General features: G+C 74.5%; 17 protein-coding genes. 8 read left to right on the top strand and 9 right to left on the bottom strand.

All coding sequences use genetic code 11. The features are described from left to right. Positions 1-6: 6 nt before the first annotated feature. From NDAS_RS06835 to NDAS_RS06820, 4 genes are all read right to left on the bottom strand, one after another. Positions 7-1,017, bottom strand: coding sequence for an ABC transporter permease (locus NDAS_RS06835; protein WP_013152414.1), 1,011 nt, complete (start codon positions 1,015-1,017; stop codon positions 7-9). 16 nt (positions 1,018-1,033) lie between these two features. Next, a complete protein-coding gene (locus NDAS_RS06830) occupies positions 1,034-2,551 on the bottom strand; it encodes a sugar ABC transporter ATP-binding protein (RefSeq protein ID WP_013152413.1) in 1,518 nt (505 codons plus the stop codon). Positions 2,552-2,601: 50 nt separating this feature from the next. Then, the gene (locus tag NDAS_RS06825) at positions 2,602-3,600 is read right to left on the bottom strand and encodes a substrate-binding domain-containing protein (RefSeq protein WP_013152412.1); all 999 of its coding nucleotides are present in this window, start codon (positions 3,598-3,600) and stop codon (positions 2,602-2,604) included. A gap of 398 nt (positions 3,601-3,998) precedes the next feature. After that, positions 3,999-7,682: an AfsR/SARP family transcriptional regulator gene (locus tag NDAS_RS06820; protein WP_013152411.1), complete on the bottom strand. Its 3,684-nt coding sequence runs from the start codon at positions 7,680-7,682 to the stop codon at positions 3,999-4,001. A 273-nt stretch (positions 7,683-7,955) separates the two neighbouring features. Between NDAS_RS06820 and NDAS_RS06815 the strand changes: the two genes are divergently transcribed. The 3 genes from NDAS_RS06815 to NDAS_RS06805 all read left to right on the top strand — a co-directional run bounded on the left by NDAS_RS06815 (position 7,956) and on the right by NDAS_RS06805 (position 13,078). Further along, positions 7,956-8,573, top strand: coding sequence for an NADPH-dependent FMN reductase (locus NDAS_RS06815; protein ID WP_013152410.1), 618 nt, complete (start codon positions 7,956-7,958; stop codon positions 8,571-8,573). A gap of 112 nt (positions 8,574-8,685) precedes the next feature. Continuing rightward, positions 8,686-10,206, top strand: a complete 1,521-nt coding sequence (locus NDAS_RS06810) for an MFS transporter (RefSeq protein WP_013152409.1) — start codon at positions 8,686-8,688, stop codon at positions 10,204-10,206. A 379-nt stretch (positions 10,207-10,585) separates the two neighbouring features. After that, entirely contained in the window at positions 10,586-13,078 is a 2,493-nt protein-coding gene (locus NDAS_RS06805) for an ATP-dependent Clp protease ATP-binding subunit (RefSeq protein WP_013152408.1), read from the top strand. 288 nt (positions 13,079-13,366) lie between these two features. Here NDAS_RS06805 and NDAS_RS06800 read toward each other — a convergent pair whose 3' ends face one another. The 5 genes from NDAS_RS06800 to NDAS_RS06780 all read right to left on the bottom strand — a co-directional run bounded on the left by NDAS_RS06800 (position 13,367) and on the right by NDAS_RS06780 (position 18,041). Then, positions 13,367-14,647, bottom strand: a complete 1,281-nt coding sequence (locus NDAS_RS06800; RefSeq protein WP_013152407.1) for a cellulase family glycosylhydrolase — start codon at positions 14,645-14,647, stop codon at positions 13,367-13,369. Between the two features lie 300 nt (positions 14,648-14,947). Beyond that, on the bottom strand, positions 14,948-15,127 hold the full coding sequence (locus NDAS_RS06795; protein WP_013152406.1) for a hypothetical protein: 180 nt from the start codon (positions 15,125-15,127) through the stop codon (positions 14,948-14,950). Positions 15,128-15,184: 57 nt separating this feature from the next. After that, positions 15,185-16,150, bottom strand: a complete 966-nt coding sequence (locus NDAS_RS06790) for a TIGR03557 family F420-dependent LLM class oxidoreductase (protein ID WP_013152405.1) — start codon at positions 16,148-16,150, stop codon at positions 15,185-15,187. A 55-nt stretch (positions 16,151-16,205) separates the two neighbouring features. Then, the gene (locus tag NDAS_RS06785; protein WP_049800292.1) at positions 16,206-17,420 is read right to left on the bottom strand and encodes an SDR family NAD(P)-dependent oxidoreductase; all 1,215 of its coding nucleotides are present in this window, start codon (positions 17,418-17,420) and stop codon (positions 16,206-16,208) included. Positions 17,421-17,684: 264 nt separating this feature from the next. Then, positions 17,685-18,041, bottom strand: a complete 357-nt coding sequence (locus tag NDAS_RS06780; protein WP_013152403.1) for a hypothetical protein — start codon at positions 18,039-18,041, stop codon at positions 17,685-17,687. Between the two features lie 302 nt (positions 18,042-18,343). On the opposite strand from NDAS_RS06780, the gene mgrA reads away from it, so the two are divergent. The 5 genes from mgrA to NDAS_RS06760 all read left to right on the top strand — a co-directional run bounded on the left by mgrA (position 18,344) and on the right by NDAS_RS06760 (position 25,170). Further along, positions 18,344-19,342, top strand: coding sequence for an L-glyceraldehyde 3-phosphate reductase (gene mgrA, locus NDAS_RS06775; protein WP_013152402.1), 999 nt, complete (start codon positions 18,344-18,346; stop codon positions 19,340-19,342). 39 nt (positions 19,343-19,381) lie between these two features. After that, the gene (locus NDAS_RS29535) at positions 19,382-19,516 is read left to right on the top strand and encodes a hypothetical protein (protein WP_255418239.1); all 135 of its coding nucleotides are present in this window, start codon (positions 19,382-19,384) and stop codon (positions 19,514-19,516) included. A gap of 236 nt (positions 19,517-19,752) precedes the next feature. Beyond that, entirely contained in the window at positions 19,753-21,069 is a 1,317-nt protein-coding gene (locus NDAS_RS06770; RefSeq protein ID WP_013152401.1) for an ATP-grasp domain-containing protein, read from the top strand. 15 nt (positions 21,070-21,084) lie between these two features. Further along, entirely contained in the window at positions 21,085-23,109 is a 2,025-nt protein-coding gene (locus NDAS_RS06765) for a CocE/NonD family hydrolase (protein ID WP_013152400.1), read from the top strand. Between the two features lie 750 nt (positions 23,110-23,859). Next, positions 23,860-25,170: a cytochrome P450 gene (locus tag NDAS_RS06760; RefSeq protein ID WP_126624970.1), complete on the top strand. Its 1,311-nt coding sequence runs from the start codon at positions 23,860-23,862 to the stop codon at positions 25,168-25,170. Positions 25,171-25,223: the final 53 nt, after the last annotated feature.

The raw sequence follows: 25,223 nt of genomic DNA, 5'->3' as shown, positions 1-25,223 counted from the left end.
GAGCGGCTAGGCGAGGCGGTTGGCCGCGCTGCGCCTGCTGATGACGACGTTGATCAGGACGGCGCCCACGATGATGAGGCCGCGCACCACGTCCTGGAAGAAGGAGTTGACGCCGAGCAGCACCAGGCCGTTGGCGATGACCGTGATGAAGACGACCCCGAGGAAGGTACCGCCGAGCGAGCCGCGTCCGCCGGCCAGGGCGGTACCGCCGATGACCACGGCGGCGATCACGTCGAACTCCAGCCCCGCGGCGGCGCCGCCGTTGCCCGAGCCCAGGCGGGCGGCGAGCAGCACGCCGGTGATGGCCGAGAGCAGGCCGGTGGTGGCGAACAGCAGGACGCGCACCCGGGCCACGTTGAGCCCGGCCAGCTGCGCGGCGGCGGCGTTGCCGCCGGTGGCGTAGACGGAGCGGCCGTAGGCGGTGTACTTGGCGACGTAGGCGAAGACCGCGAAGAGCACGAGCATGACCAGCGCGGCGGTCGGGACGCCCAGGACGGAGCCGCCGAGCACGTCGAGCAGGCCGCTCTCGGGCAGCGGCACGGGGAGCGCGTCGGTCATGTACAGCGCCATACCGCCCAGGACGCTCCACAGCCCCAGCGTGGTGATGAAGGAGGGCACGTTGAACCGGGCCCGGAGCCACCCGGCGAGGGCGCCCCACAGCACGCCCATGGCCAGGGTGAGCACGATGGCGCCGATCACGCCCAGGTTCCACTCGGTGGCGCCCTTGGCCACGATGACCGAGGCGAAGGCGACGGCCGGGCCGATGCTGATGTCGATCTCCCCGGCGATGATCACCAGGGTGACGCCCCAGGCCGCGATGCCGATCGTGGCGGCGTTGCGCAGCAGGCCGAGCTGGTTGTCCAGGCTCAGGAACCCGGAGGCGGAGAGCCCGAGGACGACGTAGAGGATCAGGATGGCGGCCAGGAGGCCGATCTCGTTGAGGCGGTGGCCGTAGCGGCCGATGAGGTCGCCGCGGGCGGAGACCGCCTCGCCGGTGACCTTGGTGGTGGTGGTCATTGGTCTACCTCGCCGTTCACGCCGCCATCGCGGCGGCCATGATGTTGTCCAGGGTGATGTCGTCGCCGGTGAACTCGCCTTGCAGCCGTCCTCCGCGCAGGGCGAGCACGCGGTCGCACACGAGCGGGAGCTCCTCCAGTTCGCTGGAGACGAAGAGGACCGCGGCCCCCTGTCCGGCCAGCTCGCGCACGATGGCGTAGATCTGGGCCTTGGCCTCGACGTCCACGCCGCGGGTGGGCTCGTCCAGCAGCAGGATGCGGCTCCCGGCGTGCAGCCAGCGGCCGATGACGGCCTTCTGCTGGTTGCCGCCGCTGAGGTTGACGATGGGGGTGTCGGTCGCGGCGGCCTTGATCGAGAGCCGGTCGATGAGGCCCCGGCCGATCCCCGAGACGCGGGAGGGGAGCACGGTCCCCGCCTTGGAGGCTCCGCCGAACCAGGTCATGACCATGTTCTCGGAGACGCCCAGGAGGGGGACGACGCCCTCTCCCTTGCGGTCCTCGGGGGTGATGCCCACGCCCAGGCGCTTCATCGCGCGGGGGGTGGGGCGGGCCACCGGCGAGCCGTCCACCTCCACGGTCCCCCGTGAGGGGGTGAAGCCCGCGAGCGCGCGCAGGATCTCGGTCCGCCCCGAGCCCATGAGGCCGCCCAGGCCCAGGACCTCGCCGGGGTGCAGGTCGAAGGAGACGCCGTCGACCTTGGGCGGTACCGCCAGGTCGCGGACCGACAGGAGCGGTGTTCCGGAGGCGGCGGCGCGGCGCACCGGCCTGTTCTCCTCCTTGGTCTCGCCTCCGAGCATGAGGGAGACGATGTGCCGGGTGGTGGCGCCGCGGACCGGCGTGGTCTCCACGACGGCGCCGTCGCGCATGACGGTGACCGTGTCGGCGACCCGGCGGATCTCGTCCAGGCGGTGGCTGACGTAGATGACGCCGACGCCGCGGGAGGCGACGCGCTCGACGGCCTTGAGGACGGTCTCGGCCTCACCGGCGGCGAGCGCGCTGGTGGGCTCGTCGAGGATGAGCAGGCGCGGCCGGGCGCGGAAGGCCCGCGCGATCTCCACGAGCTGCTGCTGGGCCAGGGGCAGTTCGCCGACCCGGGTGTCGGGGGCGATGTCGACGCCGAGTTCGGCGAAGACCTCCTCGGCCCCGGCCCTGATGCGGCCGTAGTCGATGCGCCCGGCGGCCTTGGGCCACGTGCCGAGGTAGAGGTTCTCGGCCGCCGACAGCTCCGGGACCAGGCTGAGCTCCTGGTAGACGGTGCCCACGCCGAGCTTGGCCGCCCGGCGGATGCCGCCCTGGCCGAGCGGCTGGCCGCCGATCTCGATCTCGCCCTCGTCGGGTGTCTCCACGCCGGACAGCAGGCGGATCAGGGTGGACTTTCCGGCGCCGTTGCGTCCGAGCAGCGCGCGGACCTCTCCGGCACTGATCTCGAAGTCGGCGCGGTCCAGCGCCCGGACGCCGGGGTAGCTCTTGGTCGCGCCGCGGACACGGGCCACGACGTCGGTGTCGGCCGGGGGCGCGGCGGAGGTGTCGCTCATGGGTACTCCACAGGTGGGACGAAGGGGGCGGACGTGCTCGGACGGCCGGTCTAGGGGACGCCGTCCGGGTGCTCCTCCAGCCACTCCTCGCCGTCCTCGGGCGTGGTGTAGAGGTCGATGGGCGCCTCGGTGACGAACTCCTCGGGCGCCTCGCCCGCGATGATGCGCTCGACCGTCTCCCCGGCCAGCAGGCCGACCGCGATTCCGGAGATGTCGACGTTGGCCTTGAGGATGCGGTGGTCGGACAGCGCGCGGGCCGCGTCGGTGGACATGTCGCTGCCGAAGACCACGACCTCCCCGGCCAGGCCGCGGTTGGTGACGGCGCGGACCGCGCCCATGGTGGCGCCGCCCGCCTCCCCGTAGAAGGCGTCGAGGTCGGGGTGGGCGGTGAGCAGGCGCTCGCCCACGTTGACGGCCTCGTCGATGGTGGCGCCCTCCTGGTTGGCGACGATCCGGGCGTCGGGCAGGCGGGCGAAGAGCGCCTCCTCGAAGCCCTCGCGGCGCTGCACGCAGACCTCGACGAACTCGCAGTTGAGGACGCCGATCTGGGGGTCCTCCACTCCCTCGTCCTCGAAGTGGTCCGCGGCGGCGTCACCCAGCAGGCGCCCGAACTCGTGGGGGTCGCCCAGGATGTAGGAGGTCACGTACTCCTTGGCGGCCTCGTCCTCGATGCAGGTGTTGTAGCAGATCACCGGGATCCCGCTCTCGTGCGCCAGGCGCACGGCGGGCACCGAGGCGGTGGCCGAGACGGGGGACAGCACCAGGGCGTCGACGTCGGCCGAGGAGACGACGTCCACGAAGGTGCTCTCCTCCGAGGCGTCTCCGCGGGCGTTGAGCTCCAGGAGCTGGAGCTCGCGTCCGGAGTCGTCGGCGTAGTTCTGCATGCCCTCGCGGACTCCCGCGTAGAAGCCCTGCGCGTCCATGTAGACGACGCCGATGCGGCCGTCCTCGCCGAGCCTGGCGCCGCATCCGGCGAGCAGCAGCACGCACAGGGCGGCGGTGAGAGCGGCGAGCGCGCGGCCCGGGGGGCGCGGCGGTCGTCTGCCCATGGGGTCCTCCTTGGCGTAGGGCGTACGCGCTCACCTGCGCGGACGCCTTCCTCAACTGCAGGAGAGCATGCCAGAGTGACTCAGGTAACGTCAAGAATAAATAGTAATTAATTATTTTCGGGTGGCGCAGGGCATACCGCAACCCTTGCGGACACGGCGTCGCGGCTGCCTGGAGGCGGGCACGGCGGCACGCGGAGGGAGGCCCGGGTCGGACCGCGCAGGCGGTGGCGCGGCGGGGTGGAGGGAGCGCGGAGGAGGTCGCGGAAGCGGGCGCGGAGGAGGTCGGCGCGCAGACGGGCGCGGCCGCGCGGGAGCGGGCTGGTCAGGGGACCCGCGCACCGCCCCGGGGCACGGGAACCGGCCCTCGGGTCCTCCCCGCCGCACGCGTGTTCGTGCCCTCAGGCCGGGTCGGGGCGCTGCTCCCCGCCGTCGAGGAGGTCCGCGAGGTCCGCGGGCGGGCGCGTCCGCCCCCAGGCGAACGCCCGCGCGAACTCCGCCTCGCCCAGGGCCGCCCGTGCGCGCGCCGTCGCGCGGTCCACGTCGCCCCGTTCAGCGGCGGGCGCCGGCGCGCCCGCGCCCTCGCGCAGGGCCTCGGCGGCGCCCAGGAGCCCGGCGGCCTCGCCGTGGCGGCCGGTGAGCGTGTGCGCGGCGGCCACGCCCTCCAGCGCCAGCGCCAGCGCGCGCGGGTCGCCGCTGAGGCGGGCCGCGGCCAGCCCCTCCCGGTGCAGGCGCAGCGCCTCGGCCGCGTCGCCCCGCAGTTCCGCCGAGAAGCCCAGTTCGGCCAGGGCCAGGGCGGCGCCCGGCAGCCAGCCCACCCGGGCCGACCACTCCGCGATCGGGCGCACGTACCGCTCGGCCTCCTCCAGTCTTCCCCGGCGCCGCGCGCTGAGCCCCAGACCGAGCCGGGCGTACTGCTCCCCCGGCACGTCCCCCTGCCCCCGCACCAGGTCCAGCGCCCTGCGGTGGAGTTCGTCGGCGCGGTCGAGGTCCCCCTCCAGCAGGGCGATCCGGCCCAGCCCGGCCGTGGCCCCGGCGGCCTCGGACCACAGCTCCAGCTCCTCGGCCATGCCCAGGGCCTCCCGGCGGAAGCGGGCCGCGTCGGCGAGGCGGCCGGTGACCTCGGCCGGCGTCGCCAGGACGGTCAGGGCGTTCAGCTGGCCCCAGCGGTCCCCGAGTCCGCGGAAGAGTTCCAGCGCCTCACGCCCGCGGACGCCCGCCGCGTCCAGGTCCCCGCGTCCCAGGGCGTGCGAGGCCCGTGCGGTCAGGGCGGCGGCCAGCCCCCAGCGGTCGTCGCGCTCGCGGAAGACGGCCAGCGCCCGGGTGACCAGGTCCTCGCTGACGGCCCGGTCCCCCCGGCTGTACAGCACGAACCCGAGCATCCAGGCGGCGCGGGCGCGTTCGAGCACGGCGTCGCCGGACGCCCCGGGCAGGCCGTCGAAGGCCCCGAGCGCGGTGCGGGCCGGGGCGGTGTGGTCACCCCCGTCCCCGGCCAGGATCTCGAACACCGCGGCGGTCGCCCCGGCCATGGCCGCCTCCGTGGAGGCGGACCCGCGCACCGCGTCGCGGACGCGCCGGGTCAGGCTGCGGCCCTCCCGGTAGCGGCCGCGCATGTACCAGTACCAGCCCAGGGAGTTGACGAGGCGTGCGGCGTGCCCTCCGGCTCCGCGCACCACCGCCTCGTCCAGGGCCGCGCGCAGGTTGGACGCCTCCGCGTCCAGGCGCCGGAGCGCCTCCCCCTGGGAGGGGCCCAGTATCCGTCCCGCGTACCGGCGGGCGAGGGCGGTGTAGTGGTCCAGGTGGCGCCCGCGCAGGACGTGCGCCTCACCGGCCTCGGACAGGCGCTGGCAGGCGTAGTCGGCGACGGACTCCAGGAGCCGGTGGCGGCGGCCGGTGAGGGGGTCGTCCACGGCCGCGACGAGGGAGCGGTCGACCAGGCTCGTGAGCAGGTCCACGACGTCGGCGGCGTCGATGCCCCCGCCCGAGCAGACGGCCTCGGCGTCCTCGGGGGCGCACCCGCCGGTGAACACGGCGAGGCGGCGCAGCAGGACGCGCTCGCGCTCGTCGAGCAGTTCCCAGCTCCAGTCGACCATGGCGCGCAGGGTGCGCTGGCGCGGGGGCAGGTGGCGGCGGGCGGTGGCCAGCAGCCGGAAGCGGTCGTCCAGGCGCGAGAGCACACCGGTGACGCCGAGGGCGCGCACGCGGGTGGCGGCCAGCTCCAGGGCCAGGGGGATGCCGTCGAGGCGGCGGCACAGCAGGGCGACGTCGGCGGCGTTGTCCGGGGTCAGGGCGAACCCGGGGGCGGAGGCGGCGGCGCGTTCGGCGAACAGGCGCACCGCGCCGGAGTCGCCGACGCGGTCGGCCGGTGTGTCGGCGGAGGGCACGGGCAGGGGTTCGACGCCGAACAGGACCTCTCCGGGCACGCCGAGGGGTTCGCGGCTGGTGGTCAGGACGCGCAGGTCCGGCAGGCGGCCGAGCAGGGCCGAGACCAGGTCGGCGACCTCGCCCGCGAGGTGCTCGCAGTTGTCCAGGACGAGCAGGGCGTGCCTGCCCTCCAGCGCGCCCAGCACGTGGCGCAGGGGGTCCGTCCCGCCGCCGTCGCGGACCCCGAGTGCCCGGGCCAGGGCCGTGACCGGGTCCGGTTCGGACGCGGGGGAGCCCGGCGCGGCCCGCTGGGCCGCGAACTCGACCATGTGCGCCCCGCCGCCGAAGCCGGGGGCGAGCTCGTGCGCGATCGCGAGGGCCAGGCGGGTCTTGCCGACCCCGCCGATCCCGGTGAGGGTGACCAGGCGGACCTCCGCCAGCAGCCGTGCCACCCGCCGCTGCTCCTCCCCGCGGCCCACGAGCGCGGTGAGCGGCAGGGGCGGGAAGGCGCGGCCGGTGAGCGCGTGCGCCGGGGTGGCGCCGGCGGAGGGCGCGGCCCGGGTTCCGGGCGGGGTCCCCGGTCCGGGAGCGGGCGCCTCCGGTGTTCCACGGGCGTCCCCCGCCCGGGGAGGAACGTTCGAGTCCGTTCCGGGCGTGTTCCCCGTACCGGAGGCAGGTGCCTCCGGCGCCCCGTGGACGCCCTCCACCTGCGGCACCGGCTCCCCCGGCGGTCCGGACGCGGTCCCCGGCGCGGAAAAGGGCTCCTCCGGCGTCCCGTGGAAGCTCCCTGCCTGCGGGAACGGATCCCCGGGTGCCACGGCGGCGCCTCCCGGCCCCGGCACAGGCGCTCCCGGCGTCGCGCGGACGGCCCCCGCGCGCGGCGCGGGTTCCGTCGGAACTCGGGAGGCGCGTGCCGTCGCGGGCACGATTTCCGCCGGTGTTCCGGACTCGGAGACGCCCCCGGAAACCGGTGAGGTCGGCTGGTGCCGCAGGATGCGGCCGTGCAGCTCGGCCACCTCGGGGCCGGGGTCCACCCCCAGCTCCTCCCGCAGGCGCCCGGCCAGGGCCGTGTGCGCGGCCAGTGCCTCGGCCTGGCGTCCGCCCTCGTACAGGGCGCGCATGTACGCGGCCACCAGCCGCTCGCGCAGGGGGTGCTCGGCCACGAGGGCGCCCAGCGGACCGGTCACCCCGCGGTGCTCGCCCAGGTCGAGCCGGGTGAGGGCGTGTTCCTCCAGCGCGCCCAGGCGGCGCTCCTCCAGCCGGGCGGCCGTCGGCCGGGCGAACTCCTCGTCGGCCACGTCGGCGTAGGCGGGGCCCCGCCACAGTTCCAGGGCCTCGGTGAGCAGCCGGGCCCGTTCGCGGGGACCGGCGGCGTCCTGGGCCGCGTCCGCCAGCAGGTGGAAGCGCTCGGCGTCCACGGAGGCGGGAGGCACGTCGAGGAGGTAGCCGGGCGGGCGGTGGCGGACCAGGTCGCGGGCGCCGGGTTCGGCCTCCTCCAGCGCCCGGCGCAGGGCCCACACCTTGCGTTGCAGGGCGCGTTCGGGGCTGCCGGGCCGGGGCCCGTCCGCCCACAGCCACTCCACGAGCCGGTCCGCCGACACCGGCCAGCCCCGGTGGGCGAGCAGGGCCGCCAGCAGGACGCGGGCCTTGCGTTCGGGGATCGGCACGGCCCGGCCGCCGTCCGTGAACGCGCGGACGGGACCCAGGACACCGAAGCGCATGGCCTCACCGTAGCCGAGGGCGGGGACGCCGACCCGGTGCGGGCCGGGCGCGCGAATCCCGGCCCGGTGCGGAGACCCCCGGCCCGGTGCGGACCGAACGCGAGGCCCCCGGTCGGACACGCGCCGCATGCGCGAGCGCCTTGACCGGGGCCGCCCGGGGCCGGACCGAGTGCGGACCGGGGCCGGACCGAGTGCGGACCGGGGCCGGACCGAGTGCGGGGGCGGCGAGCGTGGGCGCCGACGACACACCGCCCCCGAGGGAGAGTGATCCCCGTGTCCACCGACACCACCGCCAGGGCCTCCGCCGCCGCGTCCGGTGACGCGCCCGTCCGCGTGTGCGTCATCGTCGCCAGCACCCGGGAGGGCCGCTTCGGTCCGACCGCCGCCGCGTGGTTCCGGGAGCGGGCCCGCGGGCACGGCGGTGTCGCGGTGGACCCGGTCGACCTGGCCGGGACCCGCCTGCCCGAACGCCTGACGGAGGGCGAGCCCCCGGCCGCCGTGGCGGCGCTGGCGCCGCGCCTGGCCGCCGCCGACGCGTTCGTCGTCGTCACCCCCGAGTACAACCACAGCTTCCCGGCCCCGCTCAAGACCGCCATCGACTGGTTCGTCGACGAGTGGCGGGCCAAGCCGGTCGGCTTCGTGTCCTACGGCGGCGTCTCCGGCGGCCTGCGCGCGGTGGAGCAGCTGCGCCAGGTCTTCGCCGAGCTGCGCGCCGTCACGGTGCGCGACTCGGTGTCCTTCGCCGACTTCTGGGACCGGTTCGACGCCGAAGGCGGCTGGCCCTCCGAGCCCGAGGCCGCTGAGGAGGCCGCCGCGCGCATGCTCGACGAGCTCACCTGGTGGGCGCGGGCGCTGCGCTCCCACCGCGCGGCCGTCCCCTACCCGGCCTGACACCCGTCCCGCAGCCCCCGGCCCGAGCGGCCGCTCCCCCGCCGCCGGGGGCGGACAACCCCATGACCCGCGGCCGACCCCTCCGAGCCGCCCGACGACCCACGGAGAACCGATGACCATCCAGGCCCCGCACCGCCGCGCGACGTGGCGCGAGTGGCTCGGACTGACGATCCTGACCCTGCCCGTGTTCATGATGGCCAACGACGTGTCGGTGCTCTACCTGGCGCTGCCCCGGATCGGCGCCGACCTGCTGCCCTCGGCCGCCCAGTCGCTGTGGATCCTGCACGTGGGCGAGCTGCTGGGCGCCGGGCTGGTGCTGACCATGGGCCGCCTGGGCGACCGGGTGGGGCGGCGCCTGCTGCTCCTGACCGGCCTGGCCGTGTACGCGGCCGCCTCGGCGGCGGCAGCCTTCGCCCCCGACCCCGTGACGCTCATCGCGGCCCGCGCCGTGCTGGGCGCGTCCGTGGCGGTGATCTCGCCGTCCGCGCTGGCGCTGCTGCGGCAGATGTTCCCCGACTCCCGGCAGTTCGCCACCGCCGTGGCGCTGTACCTGAGCGCGTTCTCGGTGGGGATGGCGCTGGGTCCGCCGCTGGGCGGCCTGTTGCTGGAGTTCCTCTGGTGGGGGTCGGTGTTCCTGGTGAACGTGCCCGTGGCCCTGTTCGCGCTGGTGACCCTGCCGTTCCTGCTGCCGGAGTTCCGCGACCCCGGTGCGGGGCGGCTGGACCCCGCGAGCGTCCTGCTGTCCACGGCCGCCCTGGTCCTGGTCGTGTTCGGCCTCCAGGAGGCCGTGTCGCGGGGGCCGGAGCCGCCGCTGCTGGCCGCCGTGGCCGGGGGCCTGGCGCTGGGCTGGCTGTTCTGGCGCCGCCAGCGGCGGCTGGACGACCCGCTGCTGCCCCCGGGGCTGTTCTCCGCTCGGGGCTTCGGGGCGGCGGTGTCCCTGACCCTGCTGATGCTGCTGGTCGCGGGCGGCCCGAACCTGTTCCTCGTGCAGTTCCTCCAGTCCGCCCTGGAGGTGCCGCCGGGCCTGGTGGGCCTGCTGCTGGTCCTTCCCGCCGTGGCGGGCCTGGCGGGCACCATGCTCACCCCGCTGCTGCTGCGGTGGGCGACCGCGGGGCAGGTGCTGGCGCTGTCGATGCCCGTCGCCCTCGTCGGGCTGGTGTCCATGGCGGCGTCCGCCGGTCCCGGGTCCCTGTGGGGGCTGGTCACCGGTACCGTCCTGCTCTCCCTCGGCGGCGGCCCGGCGATGACGCTGGGCAGCCAGCTGGCGCTGTCCGCCGCGCCGCGGGAGCGGACGGGGACGGCCTCGGCGGTGGTGGACGTGGCCTCGGGCATGGGGCAGACGCTGAGCCTGGCGCTGCTGGGCGGGCTGGGGCTCGCGGTGTACCGGGGCGTCCTGGAGGGTTCCGTGCCCGCCGGTGTCCCCTCGGACGCGGCCGAGACCGCCGGTGAGGGCGTCGGCGCCGCCGCGGCCGTCGCCGGTGACCTGGGCGGCGCGGTGGGGGCCGCGCTGCGCGGGGCCGCCGAGACGGCACTGGGCACCGCGCTCCAGACCGTCTCCGTGGTCGGCGCGGTGGCGCTGGCCTGCACGATCGTCGTGGTGTCGGTACGGCTGTGGCGGCACCGCCCCGACTGACCGCAGGACAGCAGGTGTGCACGCCGGAGCCCGTGCGCGGCCCCGGCGCGCACACGTGCCGGGGCCCGCGTCCAGTCGCACCGAACGGCCCCGTGCCGGGACCGACGTGCGGTCGGCCGGGGCGGACCGCTCACCGGATGTGACGGGCCTCCCGCGTCCCCTCGCCGGGTGTTATCCCCGCGCCGGGTCGGGTAGCGGGCCGGGACGGAGGACGACCCGGCCCGGCGCGGCCCTCGGCGGGAACGTCCGGCGCGGCGGGAGGACGGACCGGCCGCCCCCGCGCGTTCGGTCCCCACGCCGACGACCGCTACCGAACAAACTCCGGATACTCACCTAGAGTGATCAAGCCACTACCGCACGCACGGGGGACGAAGACGCCATGACACACGACCTTCCCGACGACCGCGGCAGCGACCCGGGTTCCTTCGACGAGTTCCTGGCGCGCTTCCTGGGGGCCCGGGGACCGGTCCGCCGCGTGGACCTGTCCAAGCTGATGAGCCCCGAGGCCCAGCAGGTGGCCGACGCCGCGGTGCGCCGCGCCCTGGAGGCCGGCAGCGCCGACGTCGACGCGGTCCACCTGCTGTGGGCCCTGCTGCGCTACCCGCCCACACGGGAGATGGTGCAGAACAGCGGCTCCGACGCCCAGCCGGTCATCGACGTGATCGACCAGGCGGTGTCGCAGACCCCGAGGTCGGTGCGCGGGTCCGCCCGGCTCACCCCCGTCGCCAAGCGCGCCCTCCTCGACGCCCTCCAGATCGCCCGCGCCACGGGCAGCTCCAGCATCACCCCCGAGCACCTGCTCTTCGCGCTGGCGGTCAACACCGACAGCGCCGTCGGCCAGCTCCTGCGCAGCTCGGGGATCACCCCGCAGTCGCTCCAGAAGGCCGCCGGGGCGCCTCCCGCCGCCGACCACGGCGAGGGCGAGCCCTCCGCCACCCCGACCCTGGACGAGTACGGCACCGACATGACCGGGCTGGCCCGCGAGGGCCGCCTGGACCCGGTGGTCGGCCGCGACGACGAGGTCGAGCAGTGCATCGAGGTGCTCGCCCGGCGGCGCAAGAACAACCCGGTGCTCATCGGCGACCCGGGCGTGGGCAAGACCGCGATCGTGGAGGGCATCGCCCAGCGCATCTTCGACGAGGACGTCCCCGAGACCCTGCTCGGACGCCGCCTGGTCCAGCTCGACCTGGCCGGGGTGGTGGCGGGCACGCGCTACCGGGGCGACTTCGAGGAGCGCCTGAACGCCATCGTGGACGAGATCCGCGCCCAGTCCGACCAGCTGCTCGTCTTCATCGACGAGATCCACACCATCGTCGGCGCCGGTGCCGCCGAGGGGTCCATGAACGCCGGGAACATGCTCAAGCCCGCGCTGGCCCGCGGCGAACTGCACATCATCGGCGCGACGACCGTAGACGAGTACCGCAAGAACATCGAGAAGGACGCGGCCCTGGAGCGCCGCTTCCAGCCGATCCAGGTGCCCGAGCCGTCGGTGGAGGACACCGTCGAGATCCTGCGCGGGCTGCGCGACCGCTACGAGGCCCACCACCAGGTGCGGTTCGCCGACGAGAGCCTGGTGGCGGCGGCCGAGCTGTCGGACCGCTACGTCACCGACCGCTTCCTGCCCGACAAGGCCATCGACCTCATCGACCAGGCGGGCGCGCGGGTGCGCCTGCGCCTGAAGTCCTCCAGCTCCGGGCTGCGCGAGCTGGAGGGCAGGCTCAAGAACCTGGAGGAGGCGAAGGAGAAGGCGGTCCAGCAGGAGGACTACGAGCGCGCCTCGGCGCTGCGCGACGAGATCGCCGCCGCCAGGAGCTCGATCCACCAGGCGCGCGGAACCGGTTCGTCGGTCCCCGAGGTGACCAGCGCCGACATCGCCGAGGTGGTCTCCCGCAGCACCGGCATCCCGGTCTCCCAGCTGACCCAGGAGGAGCGGGACCGGCTGGTCAACCTGGAGGAGGTGCTGCACGAGCGGGTGATCGGCCAGGACGAGGCGGTCACGGCCGTCTCGGAGGCGATCCGCCGCTCGCGGGCCGGTCTGGGCGACCCCGACCGGCCGGTGGGCAGCTTCCTGTTCCTGGGCCCGACCGGTGTGGGCAAGACCGAGCTGGCGCGGGCGCTGGCCGAGGCCCTGTTCGGGTCGGAGGACTCCATGGTCCGCATCGACATGAGCGAGTTCCAGGAAAGGCACACCGCCAGCCGCCTGACCGGGGCGCCCCCGGGGTTCGTGGGCTACGAGGAGGCGGGCCAGCTCACCGAGGCGGTGCGCCGCCACCCGTACTCGGTGCTGCTGCTGGACGAGGTGGAGAAGGCCCACCCGGACGTGTTCAACCTGCTGCTCCAGCTGCTGGACGACGGCCGCCTGACCGACGGGCAGGGGCGGACCGTGGACTTTCGCAACACGGTGGTCATCATGACCAGCAACCTGGGGTCGGAGGCGATCACCGGCGGCGCGCCGATGGGCTTCACCGCCGACGGCCAGATGGACCCCGACACCGAGCAGCGGGTGATGCGGCGGCTGCGCGAGGAGTTCCGCCCCGAGTTCATCAACCGCATCGACGAGGTCATCGTCTTCAAGCAGCTCGGCGAGGAGCAGCTGGGCCGGATCACCCGGCTGCTGCTGGAGCGCACCGAGGAGCGGCTCAAGGCGCAGGACATCACCGTGCGGTTCACCGACGAGGCGGTGGGGTGGCTGTCCGAGCGCGGCTACCAGCCCGCCTACGGCGCCCGGCCGCTGGCGCGCACCATCCAGCGCAACGTCGGCAACAGGCTCTCGCGCATGGTGCTGGACCAGCAGCTCGTGGCGGGCGACCACGTCCTGGTGGACGTGGACGAGCAGGGTGAGCTGCGCATCTCCACCGTGCAGTCGTACTGAGGGACGGACCGCCGCGCCCGGCGGGGCAGGACGGAGCGGGCTCCGCGAAACCGGACGACGACCCCGGGGAGCGGATCCGCCCGCGACCGGGTTCCGGTGAGGGCTTCCCCCGGAGACGACGGGGTGCCGCCCGCGCTCGGCGTGGGCGGCACCCCGTGTCCTCCGTGAATGGGCCGGGCCCCCGGTGCCGGGACCGCGGCCCCGACCGTGGGCGGGTGGCCGCGGCCCCGGCCGGGCTGGTAGGGCCTCCGCTTCAGGGCCCGGGCCCGACCGCCTGGCCCGGGTCGGTCAGCAGGCGCCGAGGTCCCGCCAGACGCCCCACTCACCCGTGGTCCCGGGCTCCTCCCCCCGTGTCCACCACTGGGCCCGGTACAGGCGCCCGCCGTGGCTGACCTGGTCGCCGCCGGTGTACACCTCTCCCGAGGACCAGGCCGGGGTCTCGCACGCGTCCGGGTCGGTGGGATCGGTGGGGTCGGTCGGGACGACCCCGCTCTCGCGGATGCGGTCGCGGATCCACTCCCCCGCGGGCTTGAGCGACTCGGTTCCGGTCCAGGGGCCGTCGGCGGCGCAGGTGCCCGTCTCGAACACCGCGCCGGAGCGGAAGTCGTCGGAGAAGTTCCAGTTCACCCAGCTGATCTGCTCCTCGGCCAGGAGGTCGAGGTAGGCCTGGGCCGATGCGAAGTCGTTGGGCCCGTCGCCGGTGGCCTCCTGGGTGCCGAACTCGGTGACGAACAGCGGCAGGTCCCGCGCCGCGGCCCGCAGGCCCTCCCGGTGGAAGTCGCCGTGCGTGGCGGCGTAGAAGTGGAAGACGTACATGATGTTGTCGGCGTCCACCGGGTCGGCGGTGATCTCGGTGTGGTCGGAGCCCTCGGACAGGCCGAGGGAGGACCAGCCGCGGGTGCCGACGAGCACGACGGCCTCGGGGTCCTCGGCGCGCACGACCGGGATGATCTCCTCCGCGTAGCCGCGGATCGCGTCCCAGGAGACCCCGTGGGGCTCGTTGGCGATCTCGTACAGGACGTTGTCCTTGCCGGCGTGGACGGAGGCGATCTCGGAGAAGAAGGTGCGCGCCATGTCGGTGTTGTGGTTCGGGTCGCCGGGCGTGAGCATGTGCCAGTCGACGATGACGTACATGCCGCGTGCGGTGCCCTCCTCGATCAGTTCGTGGACCCGGTCGGTGAAGCCGCGCGGGTCGGTCTCGTAGCCGCCCTCCTGGATGTACATGGACACGCGCAGGACGTCGGCGTTCCAGTCGTGGGCGAGCGCGTCCAGGGAGCCGTCGGTGAGGCAGTCGCTGTACCACTGCAGGCCGTGGGAGCTCATCCCGGTGAGCTGGACAGTCTCTCCGCTCTCGTCGCAGAGTTTGAGGCCGCAGACCCGCAGCTGGCCGTGGGTCTCGACGGGGCTGGCGGCGGCCCGGACCGGCGCCTCGGCCGCCGAGGAGGCGGGGGCGGCCGCGGCCGTGCCCTGCGCGGCGACGAGCGCGAGGGGTGCGAGCAGGAGCGCGCCGGCGAGGGCGGCGCGGACGGGGGCGGGACGCCGTCGGGCGGGGGCGGGGGGTTGCGCCACTGTGGTTCCTCCAGCAGGTGGCGGCCCGGTGCCGCCCGGGCGGGCGGTCCGAACCGGAAGGAGTCTTTCCCGTGCAACCTAGGCCGATCGTCACGCACGGGACAATCCCCCTGACGCGACGGATTCACTTTCGTGCACGCCCGCGCCGGGCGTCCGGTCGGCGCTCCCCCCGCTCAGCGGCCCCGTCCGGCGACACGCGGGCCGGACGGAGCCTCCCCGCGCACGGCGGACCGCGGGGCGCGCGGGTCACCAGCGGTGCGCGCCCCGCGGTCCCACCCGCGCGAAGGTCCGGCGGGTGTCTCAGGCGGGTTCGGGCTGGGGCTCCGGTCCCGGCGGTTCGGGGAGCGGTCCCGGGCCGGGCGGTTCCGGCTCGGGCACGGGCTCGGGCGGGGAGGGAGGCGGCATCGGGGTCGGAGGGAACGGATCCGGCGGCATCGGCCCCGGTTCGCGCAGGGTGCCGTCACGGGTACGGGTGTGCATCTGTCCTCCTCACGGGCGCGGCCCGCGGACTCTGCCGCCCGCGCGCCGCACCGCTCGTCAGGCCCCGGCCCGCAGCCGGGGCAGAACCTCCTCCGCGTAGAACGCGAAGAAGCCGTCCTGGTCGTCGCCCACCTGGCAGACGTAGACCTCGTCCACACCGGCCTCCAGGTACGGGCGGATCGCCGCCACGTGCACCTCCGGGTCGGGTCCGCAGGCGATCTCCTCCGCCACCATGTCCTCCGTGACCAGCCCCTGGGTGAGCTGTTCGAAGTGTCGGGGCAGCGGCAGCAGTTGGGGCGCCTCCCCCGCCAGCGCCTCGTTGGGCCAGCGCTCGTGCGCCACCCGCCGGGCCTCGGCCTCGCTCGGCGCCCAGCAGACCTTGAGCCCGCCCTGGACGGGTTTGCCGTCGCCGCCCCAGGCGCGGAAGTTCTCGACCGTCTCGTCGCTGGGTGCCACCTGGATCAGGCCGTCGGCCTCCCTGGCCGCCAGCCCCGTGGCCTTGGGGCCGAACGCCGACATGTAGATCCCCGGCGGCTCCTCCGGCAGCGTGTACAGGCGCGCGGTGTCCACCTCGTAGTGGCGGCCCCGGTGGGTGACGAGCTTGCCGGTCCACAGCTTGCGCATCACCTCCATGGCCTCCTCCAGCATCTCCAGGCGCCGGGCCGCGGGCGGCCAGGGCTGGCCGAGGATGTGCTCGTTGAGCGCCTCGCCGGTGCCCACGCCCAGGGTGAACCCGCCCCGGACCATCGACGCGGCGGTCGCCGCGGCCTGCGCGACCACCGCCGGGTGCACACGCGTGGTGGGGCAGGTCACCGCCGTGGTGACCGGCAGGGACGTCACCTGCCCGATGGCGCCGACCACCGACCACACGAAGGGGCTCTGCCCCTGCGCGTCCAGCCAGGGGTGGTAGTGGTCGGAGATCCACAGGGAGTCGAACCCGGCCTCCTCTGCGGCCCGCGCCTGGCGGACCAGTTCCCGGGGCCCGTGCTCCTCGCTGGCGAGAAAGTATCCGAAACGCGTCACGTCGTGCTCCCCCGATTCGCGGTCGCCGGTCGCCGTTCACCGCGGCGGCCTCCGGTCAGCGGCCGGGCCCGCCCGGTCCCGGCCCGGACCCTTCCGGTCCGTCGGCGTCCGGCCCCCGGTCCCCGGAGGTGCCGCCGCCCTCGTCGTCCCTCTGGTTGAGGCGCCTGCTCGCGCGCTCGTTGAGCGCCGTGGGCAGCTTCAGCACCCGGTTGACCACGGTGTCGTCCGCCTCGCGCCCGGGCCTGCGCTCCACGGATCCGCCCGGATCCGGCAGGACCCGGTCCATGACGCGCATGGCGCCCTGGACGAAGGAGGGGCACAGCCCCCGCGCGACGATGGCCGCCCGGGCCAGTGGCGTGAGCACCAGGTAGCTGCGCCCCCGCGCGGCCGCCTCCACGATCCGGCGCGCCGCGCGCTCCCCGCTCACCGAGACCAGGGGCAGCCCGGCGCCCAGGGAGAACCAGGTGTACTCGTGTTCGGGGTCTCCGGAGAAGACGGCGGCCTTGTGGGAACCGGTGCGCATCAGCCCCGGGACCACCGTGGTGGTCCGCACGCCACGGCGGGCGACCTCGGCTCCCAGTCCCTCGGAGAGGCCGACCTCGGCGAACTTGGCGCAGGAGTAGGGCAGCAGGTGCGGCACGCTCAGGTGGCCGCCGATGGAGGTGATGGTGACCAGGGAGCCGCGGGTGCGCTCCAGCGGGCCGATGGCGGCCCGGGAGATGCGCAGCGGCGCCCAGAACATGGTCTCCATGGCGTCGCGGAAGTGGCTCTCCGAGAGCGTCTCCTGCGGCCCCACCTGGATGATGCCCGCGTTGTTGACGACGAAGTCCAGGTGGCCGAAGGCCGCGGTGGCCTCCTCGACCAGCTCCTGGGCGCACTCGGGGTCGCGGACGTCGCACCGGACGCCGCGCGCCCGCACGCCCCGCTGCTCCAGGTCGGCCACCGCACGGTCGAGTTCGTCCTGGTCGCGGGCGCAGATCACGACGGACGCGCCGCGCCGGCCGAACTCGCGGGCCAGCTGGAGTCCGAGCCCGCGGGAGCCGCCGGTGATGAGCGCGACCCTGCCGTCCAGCAGGGCGGGCCGTCGCGGACCGGCCAGCGCCGCGGCTCCCAGGCCCAGGGCGGCACCCGCCACCATCCAGGGGACCGTCCCGCCGCGTCGGCGGCGCCGCCGCGGTTCGGGTTCGTCCCACCGGTCACGCCTGTCCCGGATTCGGGACGCCGCCCAGCCCGCACCGGCCAGGACCAGGGGCGCCCTGCCGCGGATCACCGGCCGCCCCGTCCGCCGTGGCCGCGGGCCGGGCCCGCGGTGAATGCCAGCGCCATGTCACTCCCTGTGCGTCGGAGAAGAGCGTTCCAGGGGGATGTGGGTGTACGGCTACCCGAGGCGGCGGAGCGAAAACGACCGGTGGCCGCGCTCCGGTCCGCGTCCCCGGGCCGGGTTCCCGTCAGCGGCGGCGGGGACCGCGGACACCGCCGCGAACACGGGAGCGGTGTTCCGCGCCCCCGTGTCCCGGCGGGGCCGGGGACCGCCTCACTGGCCGCCGGGCCGGTAGTCGCCCTTGGGCTTGGCGGGCTGGTTGGGGACGCCCTGCGGCGGCGGGCTGAACGCGGGAGCTGCGGTGTCCTCGCTCACCGGTGAGCCGCCGGCGGGCGGCCCCGGGCGCTCGGGCTGGAAGTCCTGCGAGCCCCCGGAGGGTTCGGCGCCCTGCTCCAGCTCCGTCAGGCGGTGCTCCAGGATCTCCAGGACGTTGATCCGGTTGGCGTGTTCGGACTCGTAGTGGATGAGCTGGCGCATCTGGTCGGCGTCGAGCGAGCGGACACGGTGCTGGAGCGTCCCCAGCGGAAGGCCCTCGTAGCCCTCGATCGGGGGCTGGGTCTCGTGATGCATCGACGTTCACTCCCTCTTCTGTCTGTACGGAACCGGGGTGACAGGCGTACGGGCTACCCGTGAGCCCCCGCACGAAACCGCAGGTGGCCGTGGCGGGGACGGGTTCCGGCCCCCCGGCGGCGGGACTCCTCGGCACGGGCGGGAGCGACGGGGCGGCCGTGGCCGGCACGGTTCCGGATGCCCCGAACCGCCGACGCGGGGGCGCTGTTGGTGCGCCTGTCCCGCGCGCTGTACTCTCCGCACGCCGGTCCGCCCGCCCGCGCGCGGGGACCCGGCGCACAGCCACACGAGGGAGAGATGCCATGACCTACGTCGCCGCCCCCGAGCGGTACGAGACGATGCCCTACCGGCGGTGCGGCCGCAGCGGCCTGCGGCTGCCCGCCCTGTCCCTGGGGCTGTGGCACAACTTCGGCCACGAGCGCGGTATCGAGGACCAGAGAGCCGTCCTGCTGCGCGCGTTCGACCTGGGCGTGACCCACTTCGACCTGGCCAACAACTACGGCCCCCCGCCCGGCTCCGCGGAGGAGAACTTCGGGCGGGTCATGACCCGGGACCTGCGCCGCTACCGCGACGAGATCGTGGTCTCGACAAAGGCCGGGTACCTGATGTGGCCCGGCCCCTACGGCGAGTGGGGCTCGCGCAAGTACCTGCTGTCCAGCCTGGACCAGAGCCTGGAGCGCATGGGCCTGGAGTACGTGGACGTGTTCTACCACCACCGGCCCGACCCCGACACCCCGCTGGAGGAGTCCATGGGCGCGCTGGACACGGCCGTGCGCCAGGGCAAGGCCCTGTACGCGGGCGTGTCCAACTACTCCCCCGAGCAGACGCGCGAGGCCGCGGCGATCCTGCGCGACCTGGGCACGCCGATGCTCATCCACCAGCCCTCCTACTCGATGTTCAACCGGTGGGTGGAGGACGGGCTGCTCGACGTGCTCGACGAGGTCGGCGCGGGCTCCATCGCCTACTCCCCGCTGGCACAGGGGCTGCTGACCGACCGCTACCTCCACGGTGTGCCGGAGGGTTCGCGGGCGGCCGGGAGCAGCCCCTTCCTGAACGCCGAGGGCATCACCGAGGAGGTGCTGGAGCGGGTGCGCGGGCTCGACGGGATCGCCCGGCGGCGCGGGCAGTCGCTGGCGCAGATGGCGCTGGCCTGGGTGCTGCGCGGCGGCCGGGTGACCTCGGCGGTGATCGGCGCGAGCAGCGTCGAGCAGCTGGAGGACAACGTGGCCGCGGTGGCCGACCTGGAGTTCGACGCCGGGGAGCTGGCCGAGATCGACCGGTACGCTCCCCGCGCGCGCTGAGCGGGTGGTCCGCCCGTTCCTGGCCAGGGCGGTGGACAGGTGCCCCCGCGCGCTGGGCGGGTGGCGGACCTGGCCGACATCGGCACCCGCCGCGAGGTGTACCCCCGCGCTGAGCGGGTGGGTCAGGACCTCGCACTCCACGAGGGCGCGCGGGGGTACGCCTCCGCGCGCTGACGTCCCTACCGCCCGGCTGTCCCCTTCCGCACCAACGTCCTCTGCCACCCCACCGGCCCCGCCGCGGACCCGCGACCGTCCGCGGCGGGGCCCGCGCGTGCGCGCCGCGCGCGTCGCGGCGCGACGACCAGCGCTTCCGCGGCGTGAGGCGCGACACGCCCGCGTTTGGAGCACCCGGCACGGGTTAGGCGCATGCGTATGCATCCCCGCTCCGAGGAGCCCAGAAGAGGAAGGCGGTGCAGGTAACCGTGAAGAACGTGTTCGTGGTCGGCCTGGACGAGCACAACCTGGAGATCCTGCGCAGGACCCCCACAGGTCAGCACTGCGAGTTCCACCAGCTGCTGAACCTGGACGAGCTCCAGGTCGGCGAGATCGACATCCAGGAACTCCTGGCCAAGGCGGAGAGGATCCTGGACGACTTCGACGGGAGCGTCGACGCGATCGTGGGCTACTGGGACTTCCCGGTGACCCTGTTCGTGCCCATCCTCTGCTCCCGCCGCGGCCTCCCCTCGTCCTCCCTGGAGTCCTTCGTCAAGTGTGAGCACAAGTACTGGAGCAGACTGGAGCAGCAGAAGGTCATCGACGAGTACCCGGCCTTCGGCCTGGTCGAGCTGTCCGAGGAGAACCCCGCGCCCCCCGAGAGCCCGGCCTACCCGATGTGGCTCAAGCCGGTGAAGTCGGCCTCCTCCGAGCTGGCCTACAAGGTCGGCGACGACGAGGCCTTCCAGCAGGCGGTGTCCCTCCTCCGCGACGGGGTCGACCGCATCGGCCGCCCCTTCGAGCAGATCCTGGAGATGGTGGACCTGCCTCCCGAGATCTCCTCCGTTGGCGGGCGCACGGCCCTCGCCGAGGCCGCGATGCAGGGCGTGCAGGCGGCCGTCGAGGGCTACGTGTACAAGGGCGAGGTCGTGGTCTACGGCGCCCTGGACTCGGTCGACTACCCGGGCAGCTCGGTGTTCCTGCGCCACCAGTACCCCTCCGGCCTCCCCGAGAACGTGTGCCGCTGGATGTCCGAGGTCGCCACCAAGGTCATCGAGCGGGTGGGGATGGACAACTCCACGTTCAGCGTCGAGTTCTTCTACGACCCCGTGGAGGAGAAGCTGGGCCTGCTGGAGGTGAACACGCGCCACTCCCAGTCCCACGCCGAACTCTTCGAGCTGGTGGACGGGGTCGCCAACCACGAGCGCATGCTGCGGCTGGGCTTCGGGCAGGACCCCGCCCTGGACGAGGACGCCCGGGGCGAGTACCGGGTGGCCGCGGAGTGGTACCACCGCCGCTTCGAGGACGGCGTCGCCGCGCGCGTGCCCACCCCCGAGGAGGTGTCCGCGCTGGAGGAGTCCCTGCCCGGCGTGACGATCGAGATCGTGCCCAAGCAGGGGCAGCGGCTCTCGGACATGACCGCCCAGGACAGCTACAGCTTCGAACTCGCCAAGATCACCATCGGCGCCGAGGACGAGACCGCGATGCGCGCCAAGTACGAGCGTTGCGTCGACGAGCTGGTCTTCGAGTTCGAGGACGAGCACGGGACGAAGGACAAGCTGGCCGAACACTAGGAGGGTCCCCGGTCCATGCACGTGGTCAACAACCTGCCCAACGCCGTCCAGGAGGACGAGCACCTGTGGATACCGATGTCGGACGGTGTGCACCTGGCCGCCAGGGTGTGGCGGGCGACCTCCTCCGACGTGTCCCCCGTCCCGGCGGTCCTGGAGTACCTCCCCTACCGCAGGCGCGACCTGACGTCGGTGCGCGACTCCATGCACCACCCCTACATCGCCGGGCACGGCTACGCCTGCGTCCGCGTGGACCTGCGGGGTACCGGTGACTCGGAGGGCGTGCTCACCGACGAGTACCTGGAGCGCGAGCAGCTGGACGCCGAGGAGGTGCTGGCCTGGCTGGCCGAGCAGCCCTGGTGCAACGGGAAGACCAGCATGATGGGGCTGTCCTGGGGAGGGTTCGCCGCGCTCCAGGTGGCGGCCCGCCAGCCCCCGAGCCTGGGCGCGATCGTCATCAGCTCCTTCACCGACGACCGGTACGGCGACGACTTCCACTACATGGGCGGTTGTCTGCTGTCGGACAACCTCGCCGAGGCGGGGACGATGTTCTCCGCGGGCACCTGCCCGCCGGACCCGGTGACCGTCGGCGACGACTGGCGGCGGATGTGGCACGAGCGGCTGGAGGCCACCGAACCGTGGGTCCTGGAGTGGCTGCGCCACCAGCGGCGCGACGACTACTGGCGGCACGCGTCGGTGAGCGAGGACTACTCGAAGGTGCGCTGCCCGGTGCTGGCCTCCAGCGGGTGGGCGGACGGCTACTCCAACGCCGTCTTCCGGCTGCTGGAGAACCTGGAGGCGCCCAGGCGGGGGCTGATCGGCCCGTGGTCGCACCGCTACCCGCACATGGGCAGCCCCGGCCCGGCGATCGGCTACCTCCAGGAGGTCGTGCGCTGGCTGGACCGCTGGCTCAAGGACAGGGAGAACGGTGTCGACGAGGGCCCGTCCCTGTGGGCGTGGATGCAGGACAGCGTGCTCCCCTCCACCGCCTACACCGAGCGCCCCGGCCGGTGGGTGCGCGAGGACGTGTGGCCCTCGCCGAGCGTGGAGTACCGCGGCTACCCGCTGGCCAGGTACCGGATCGGCCGCCCCGGAGAGGAGGTGCACTCGGAGTCGCTGACCGTGCGGTCGCCGCTGACCGTGGGCCAGTTCGCGGGCAAGTGGGCCTCCTACAACGCCCCGCCGGACCTGCCCTACGACCAGCGCGAGGAGGACGGCGGTTCCCTGGTCTTCGACAGCGACGTGCTGTCGGAGGACGTGGAGATCCTGGGCGCCGCCGAGGTGGAGCTGGACGTGTCGGTCACCGAGCCGGTGGCCATGGTCGCCGCGCGGCTGGTGGACGTCGCGCCGGACGGCAGCGCCACGCGGGTGACCTACGGGCTGCTCAACCTCACCCACCGCGACGGCCACGAGCACCCCGAGAAGCTCGAACCCGGTGAGATCTACCGGGTGAAGGTCACGATGAACGGTGTCGCGCAGGCGTTCCCGGTGGGGCACCGCATCCGGCTGTCGCTGTCCACCTCCTACTGGCCGCTGGCCTGGCCGCCGCCCAAGCCCGCCCTGCTGACCGTGCACCCGGAGAACAGCAGGCTGCTGCTGCCGGTGCGTCCTCACTCCGAGGCGGACGAGCCGCACCCGGAGCCCTTCGGGGAGCCGGAGGCGGCGCCGGAGATCTCCACCACGCGCCGGGAGAAGCCGGAGCACAGCTGGACCGTCTACAGGGACCTGGTGGACACCCGGTCGGCCCTGGAGATCGTCAAGGACGGCGGCATCCTGCACTTCGACGACATCGACCTGGACGTCGGTCGGCGCGCCTACGAGTACTACGAGTCCGTGGCGGGCGACTTCACGTCCGCGCGCGGTGAGTCGACGTGGACGATGCGCTTCGCGCGGGACGGGTGGCGGACCCGGACCGAGACCCACACGTCGCTGGAGTGCACCGAGACCGAGTTCCGGGTGTACGCGACTCTGGACGCGTTCGAGAACGACGAGCGGGTCTTCTCCCGGCAGTGGACCGAGACGCTGCCCCGGGACCACCTGTGATCCGCTGCCGGTGACCCGCGGCCGTTCGCGGCCGGGGAACGGCGGGCGCCCCGGTCCTCACCGGACCGGGGCGCCCGCGTGTGCGCGGGGACGCTCCGGTCCCGCGGAGGCGGGGCGCACGTGCGCGAAAGACACCCCGGCCCCATCGAGGCGGGGAGCGCCGGACCGCGGCTTCGAGGGGTTCGGGCACCTCGCGAGCCCCGGCCCGTCGGGGCGGGGAGGGGCACGAAACCCCCGGCGGGCGACCGCGAGGCCCCGGATCCGAAGCGGCCGGGTGCGCGAAGGCCGTGTGCGCGGAGGCCGGGCGGCGCACGGTGACCCCGCAAGTCGCAGAAGTCCCGTGCGTCCCTGTTCGGACACGCCCGGACCGGGGCAGGGGACGGAGTAGAAACCTGGAACCGGCACGTGAGCGGTCAAGGCCGGGAGAACCGGGTCCGGCAGGCCCGCACCTCACCCGGCCTGGGAACAAGGGAACCAGCTCACCGGCACTCATGAGGGCCGTGGGATCTACGGGAGCCGTGAGAGCTGCGAGAACCCGGTGCGGGGGCCAGGACCGGCAGCCGTAGGGACCCAAGGCCGACAACAGCAATCCACCGCAGCGAACCGATCGAGGGGACGGTCTCGATGCCCACAGAACACCAGGAGGCACACCGGCGCCGGGGAGCGCATCCGCCACAGGACGCGGGCTCCCGAACGGAGACGGAACTCCGGCGGGGGGCGCGCCGCCCCACCGCCGCGGAGGCGGCGCGCGTGCTGTCCTCGGTTCTGCTGCCCAACCTGGCGCGGGGCGTGATCGTACGCCGCCCGCTGATGACGGGCCTGGTCGCCGGCCTGGACGCCGACCGCAGGGCGGTCTCCCTCCTGCGCGGCCTGCGCGAACGCCACGGCGACGACCCCCTGCCGCTGCGCCTGGCGGGACGGCGGCTCGCCCTGGTCCTGTCCCCGGAGGACGTGGGCCGGCTCTTGCGGGAGACGCCCGAACCCTTCTCCCCCGGCGGCATGGAGAAGCGCGGTGCGCTCTCCCACTTCCAGCCGCACGGAGTGCTGATCTCCGACCACGACGCACGGCCCGGGCGCCGCGCGGCCAACGTCGCCGCCCTGGTGCCGGGCCAGACGATCCACCCCGACGGGGACGTCGTCGCCGGACAGGCGGACGACGAGGCGCTGGCGCTCAGACTGGCACTGCGGAGCGGGGAGGTCCTGGACTGGCGCAGGTTCGCCGACTCCTTCCACGCCATGGCCCGGCGCGTGGTCTTCGGCTCGTTCGCCGCGCAGGACCGCCGCACGACCGAACTCCTGCACACTCTGCGCTCGCGCGCGAACTGGGCCTACGCGGCCCCGGCCGACCACGCGGCGAGGGAGGAGTTCCTCGGGCGGGTGCGCGCCAACATCGAACGCGCCGAACCGGGCAGCCTCGCCGCCCGCCTGGTCGCGGGGTCGGCCGCCGCGAAGTCGGCCGCCGGGTGCCCCCACGGCGGGGACGGCCAGGGCGCGGACGTACACCCGGAGGACCAGGTGGCGCACTGGCTGTTCGCCTTCGACGCGGCCGCCGTCGCCGCGTTCCGCTCCCTGGCGCTGCTGACCTCGCTCAGCCCCGGCGCCCACGCGGCCCGCGAGGAGGCGGACGGCCGCGAGGGGCTCGACCTGCCGCTGCTGCGGGCGACGGTGCGCGAGTCGGTGCGGCTGTGGCCGACCACGCTCATGGTGATCCGGGAGAGCACGCGGGAGACGGCCTGGCGGGAGGAGGTGTTCGAGGCGGGAACGGCCTTCCTGGTCGTGAGTTCCTACTTCCACCGGGACTCCTCCCGGCTTCCGTACGCGGACGCGTTCGAGCCGGAGGTCTGGCTCGACGGGCGCGCCGAGGCGGAGCCGGGGATCGTGCCCTTCAGCTACGGCCCCGCCGGGTGCGCGGCGCGCGACCTGGTTCCGCTGACGGTGTCGCTGTTCCTGCGCGCCCTGCTCCGGGGCCGGAACCTGACCCGCGTGGACGCGGGCGGGCCGCTGCCCGCGTCGGGGCTCCCCGCCTCGCTGAACCACTTCGCGCTGCGGTTCTCGCTGTGAAAGCCCCTGTCCGGGCCCGCCCCGGGTCCGGACCGGAAACGTTCGAGGAGGAG

Source organism: Nocardiopsis dassonvillei subsp. dassonvillei DSM 43111, from assembly GCF_000092985.1.
In the GTDB taxonomy this organism is placed as follows: Bacteria; Actinomycetota; Actinomycetes; order Streptosporangiales; family Streptosporangiaceae; genus Nocardiopsis; species Nocardiopsis dassonvillei.
This window is presented reverse-complemented; position numbering and strand designations above follow the sequence as displayed.

Excerpts from the sequence above, each read along its gene's own strand:
- NDAS_RS06835 (WP_013152414.1), bottom strand. The coding sequence starts at position 1,017 with ATGACCACCACCACCAAGGTCACCGGCGAGGCGGTCTCCGCCCGCGGC.
- NDAS_RS06830 (WP_013152413.1), bottom strand. The coding sequence starts at position 2,551 with ATGAGCGACACCTCCGCCGCGCCCCCGGCCGACACCGACGTCGTGGCC.
- NDAS_RS06825 (WP_013152412.1), bottom strand. The coding sequence starts at position 3,600 with ATGGGCAGACGACCGCCGCGCCCCCCGGGCCGCGCGCTCGCCGCTCTC.
- NDAS_RS06820 (WP_013152411.1), bottom strand. The coding sequence starts at position 7,682 with ATGCGCTTCGGTGTCCTGGGTCCCGTCCGCGCGTTCACGGACGGCGGC.
- NDAS_RS06810 (WP_013152409.1), top strand. The coding sequence starts at position 8,686 with ATGACCATCCAGGCCCCGCACCGCCGCGCGACGTGGCGCGAGTGGCTC.
- NDAS_RS06805 (WP_013152408.1), top strand. The coding sequence starts at position 10,586 with ATGACACACGACCTTCCCGACGACCGCGGCAGCGACCCGGGTTCCTTC.
- NDAS_RS06795 (WP_013152406.1), bottom strand. The coding sequence starts at position 15,127 with ATGCACACCCGTACCCGTGACGGCACCCTGCGCGAACCGGGGCCGATG.
- NDAS_RS06780 (WP_013152403.1), bottom strand. The coding sequence starts at position 18,041 with ATGCATCACGAGACCCAGCCCCCGATCGAGGGCTACGAGGGCCTTCCG.
- mgrA (WP_013152402.1), top strand. The coding sequence starts at position 18,344 with ATGACCTACGTCGCCGCCCCCGAGCGGTACGAGACGATGCCCTACCGG.
- NDAS_RS06765 (WP_013152400.1), top strand. The coding sequence starts at position 21,085 with ATGCACGTGGTCAACAACCTGCCCAACGCCGTCCAGGAGGACGAGCAC.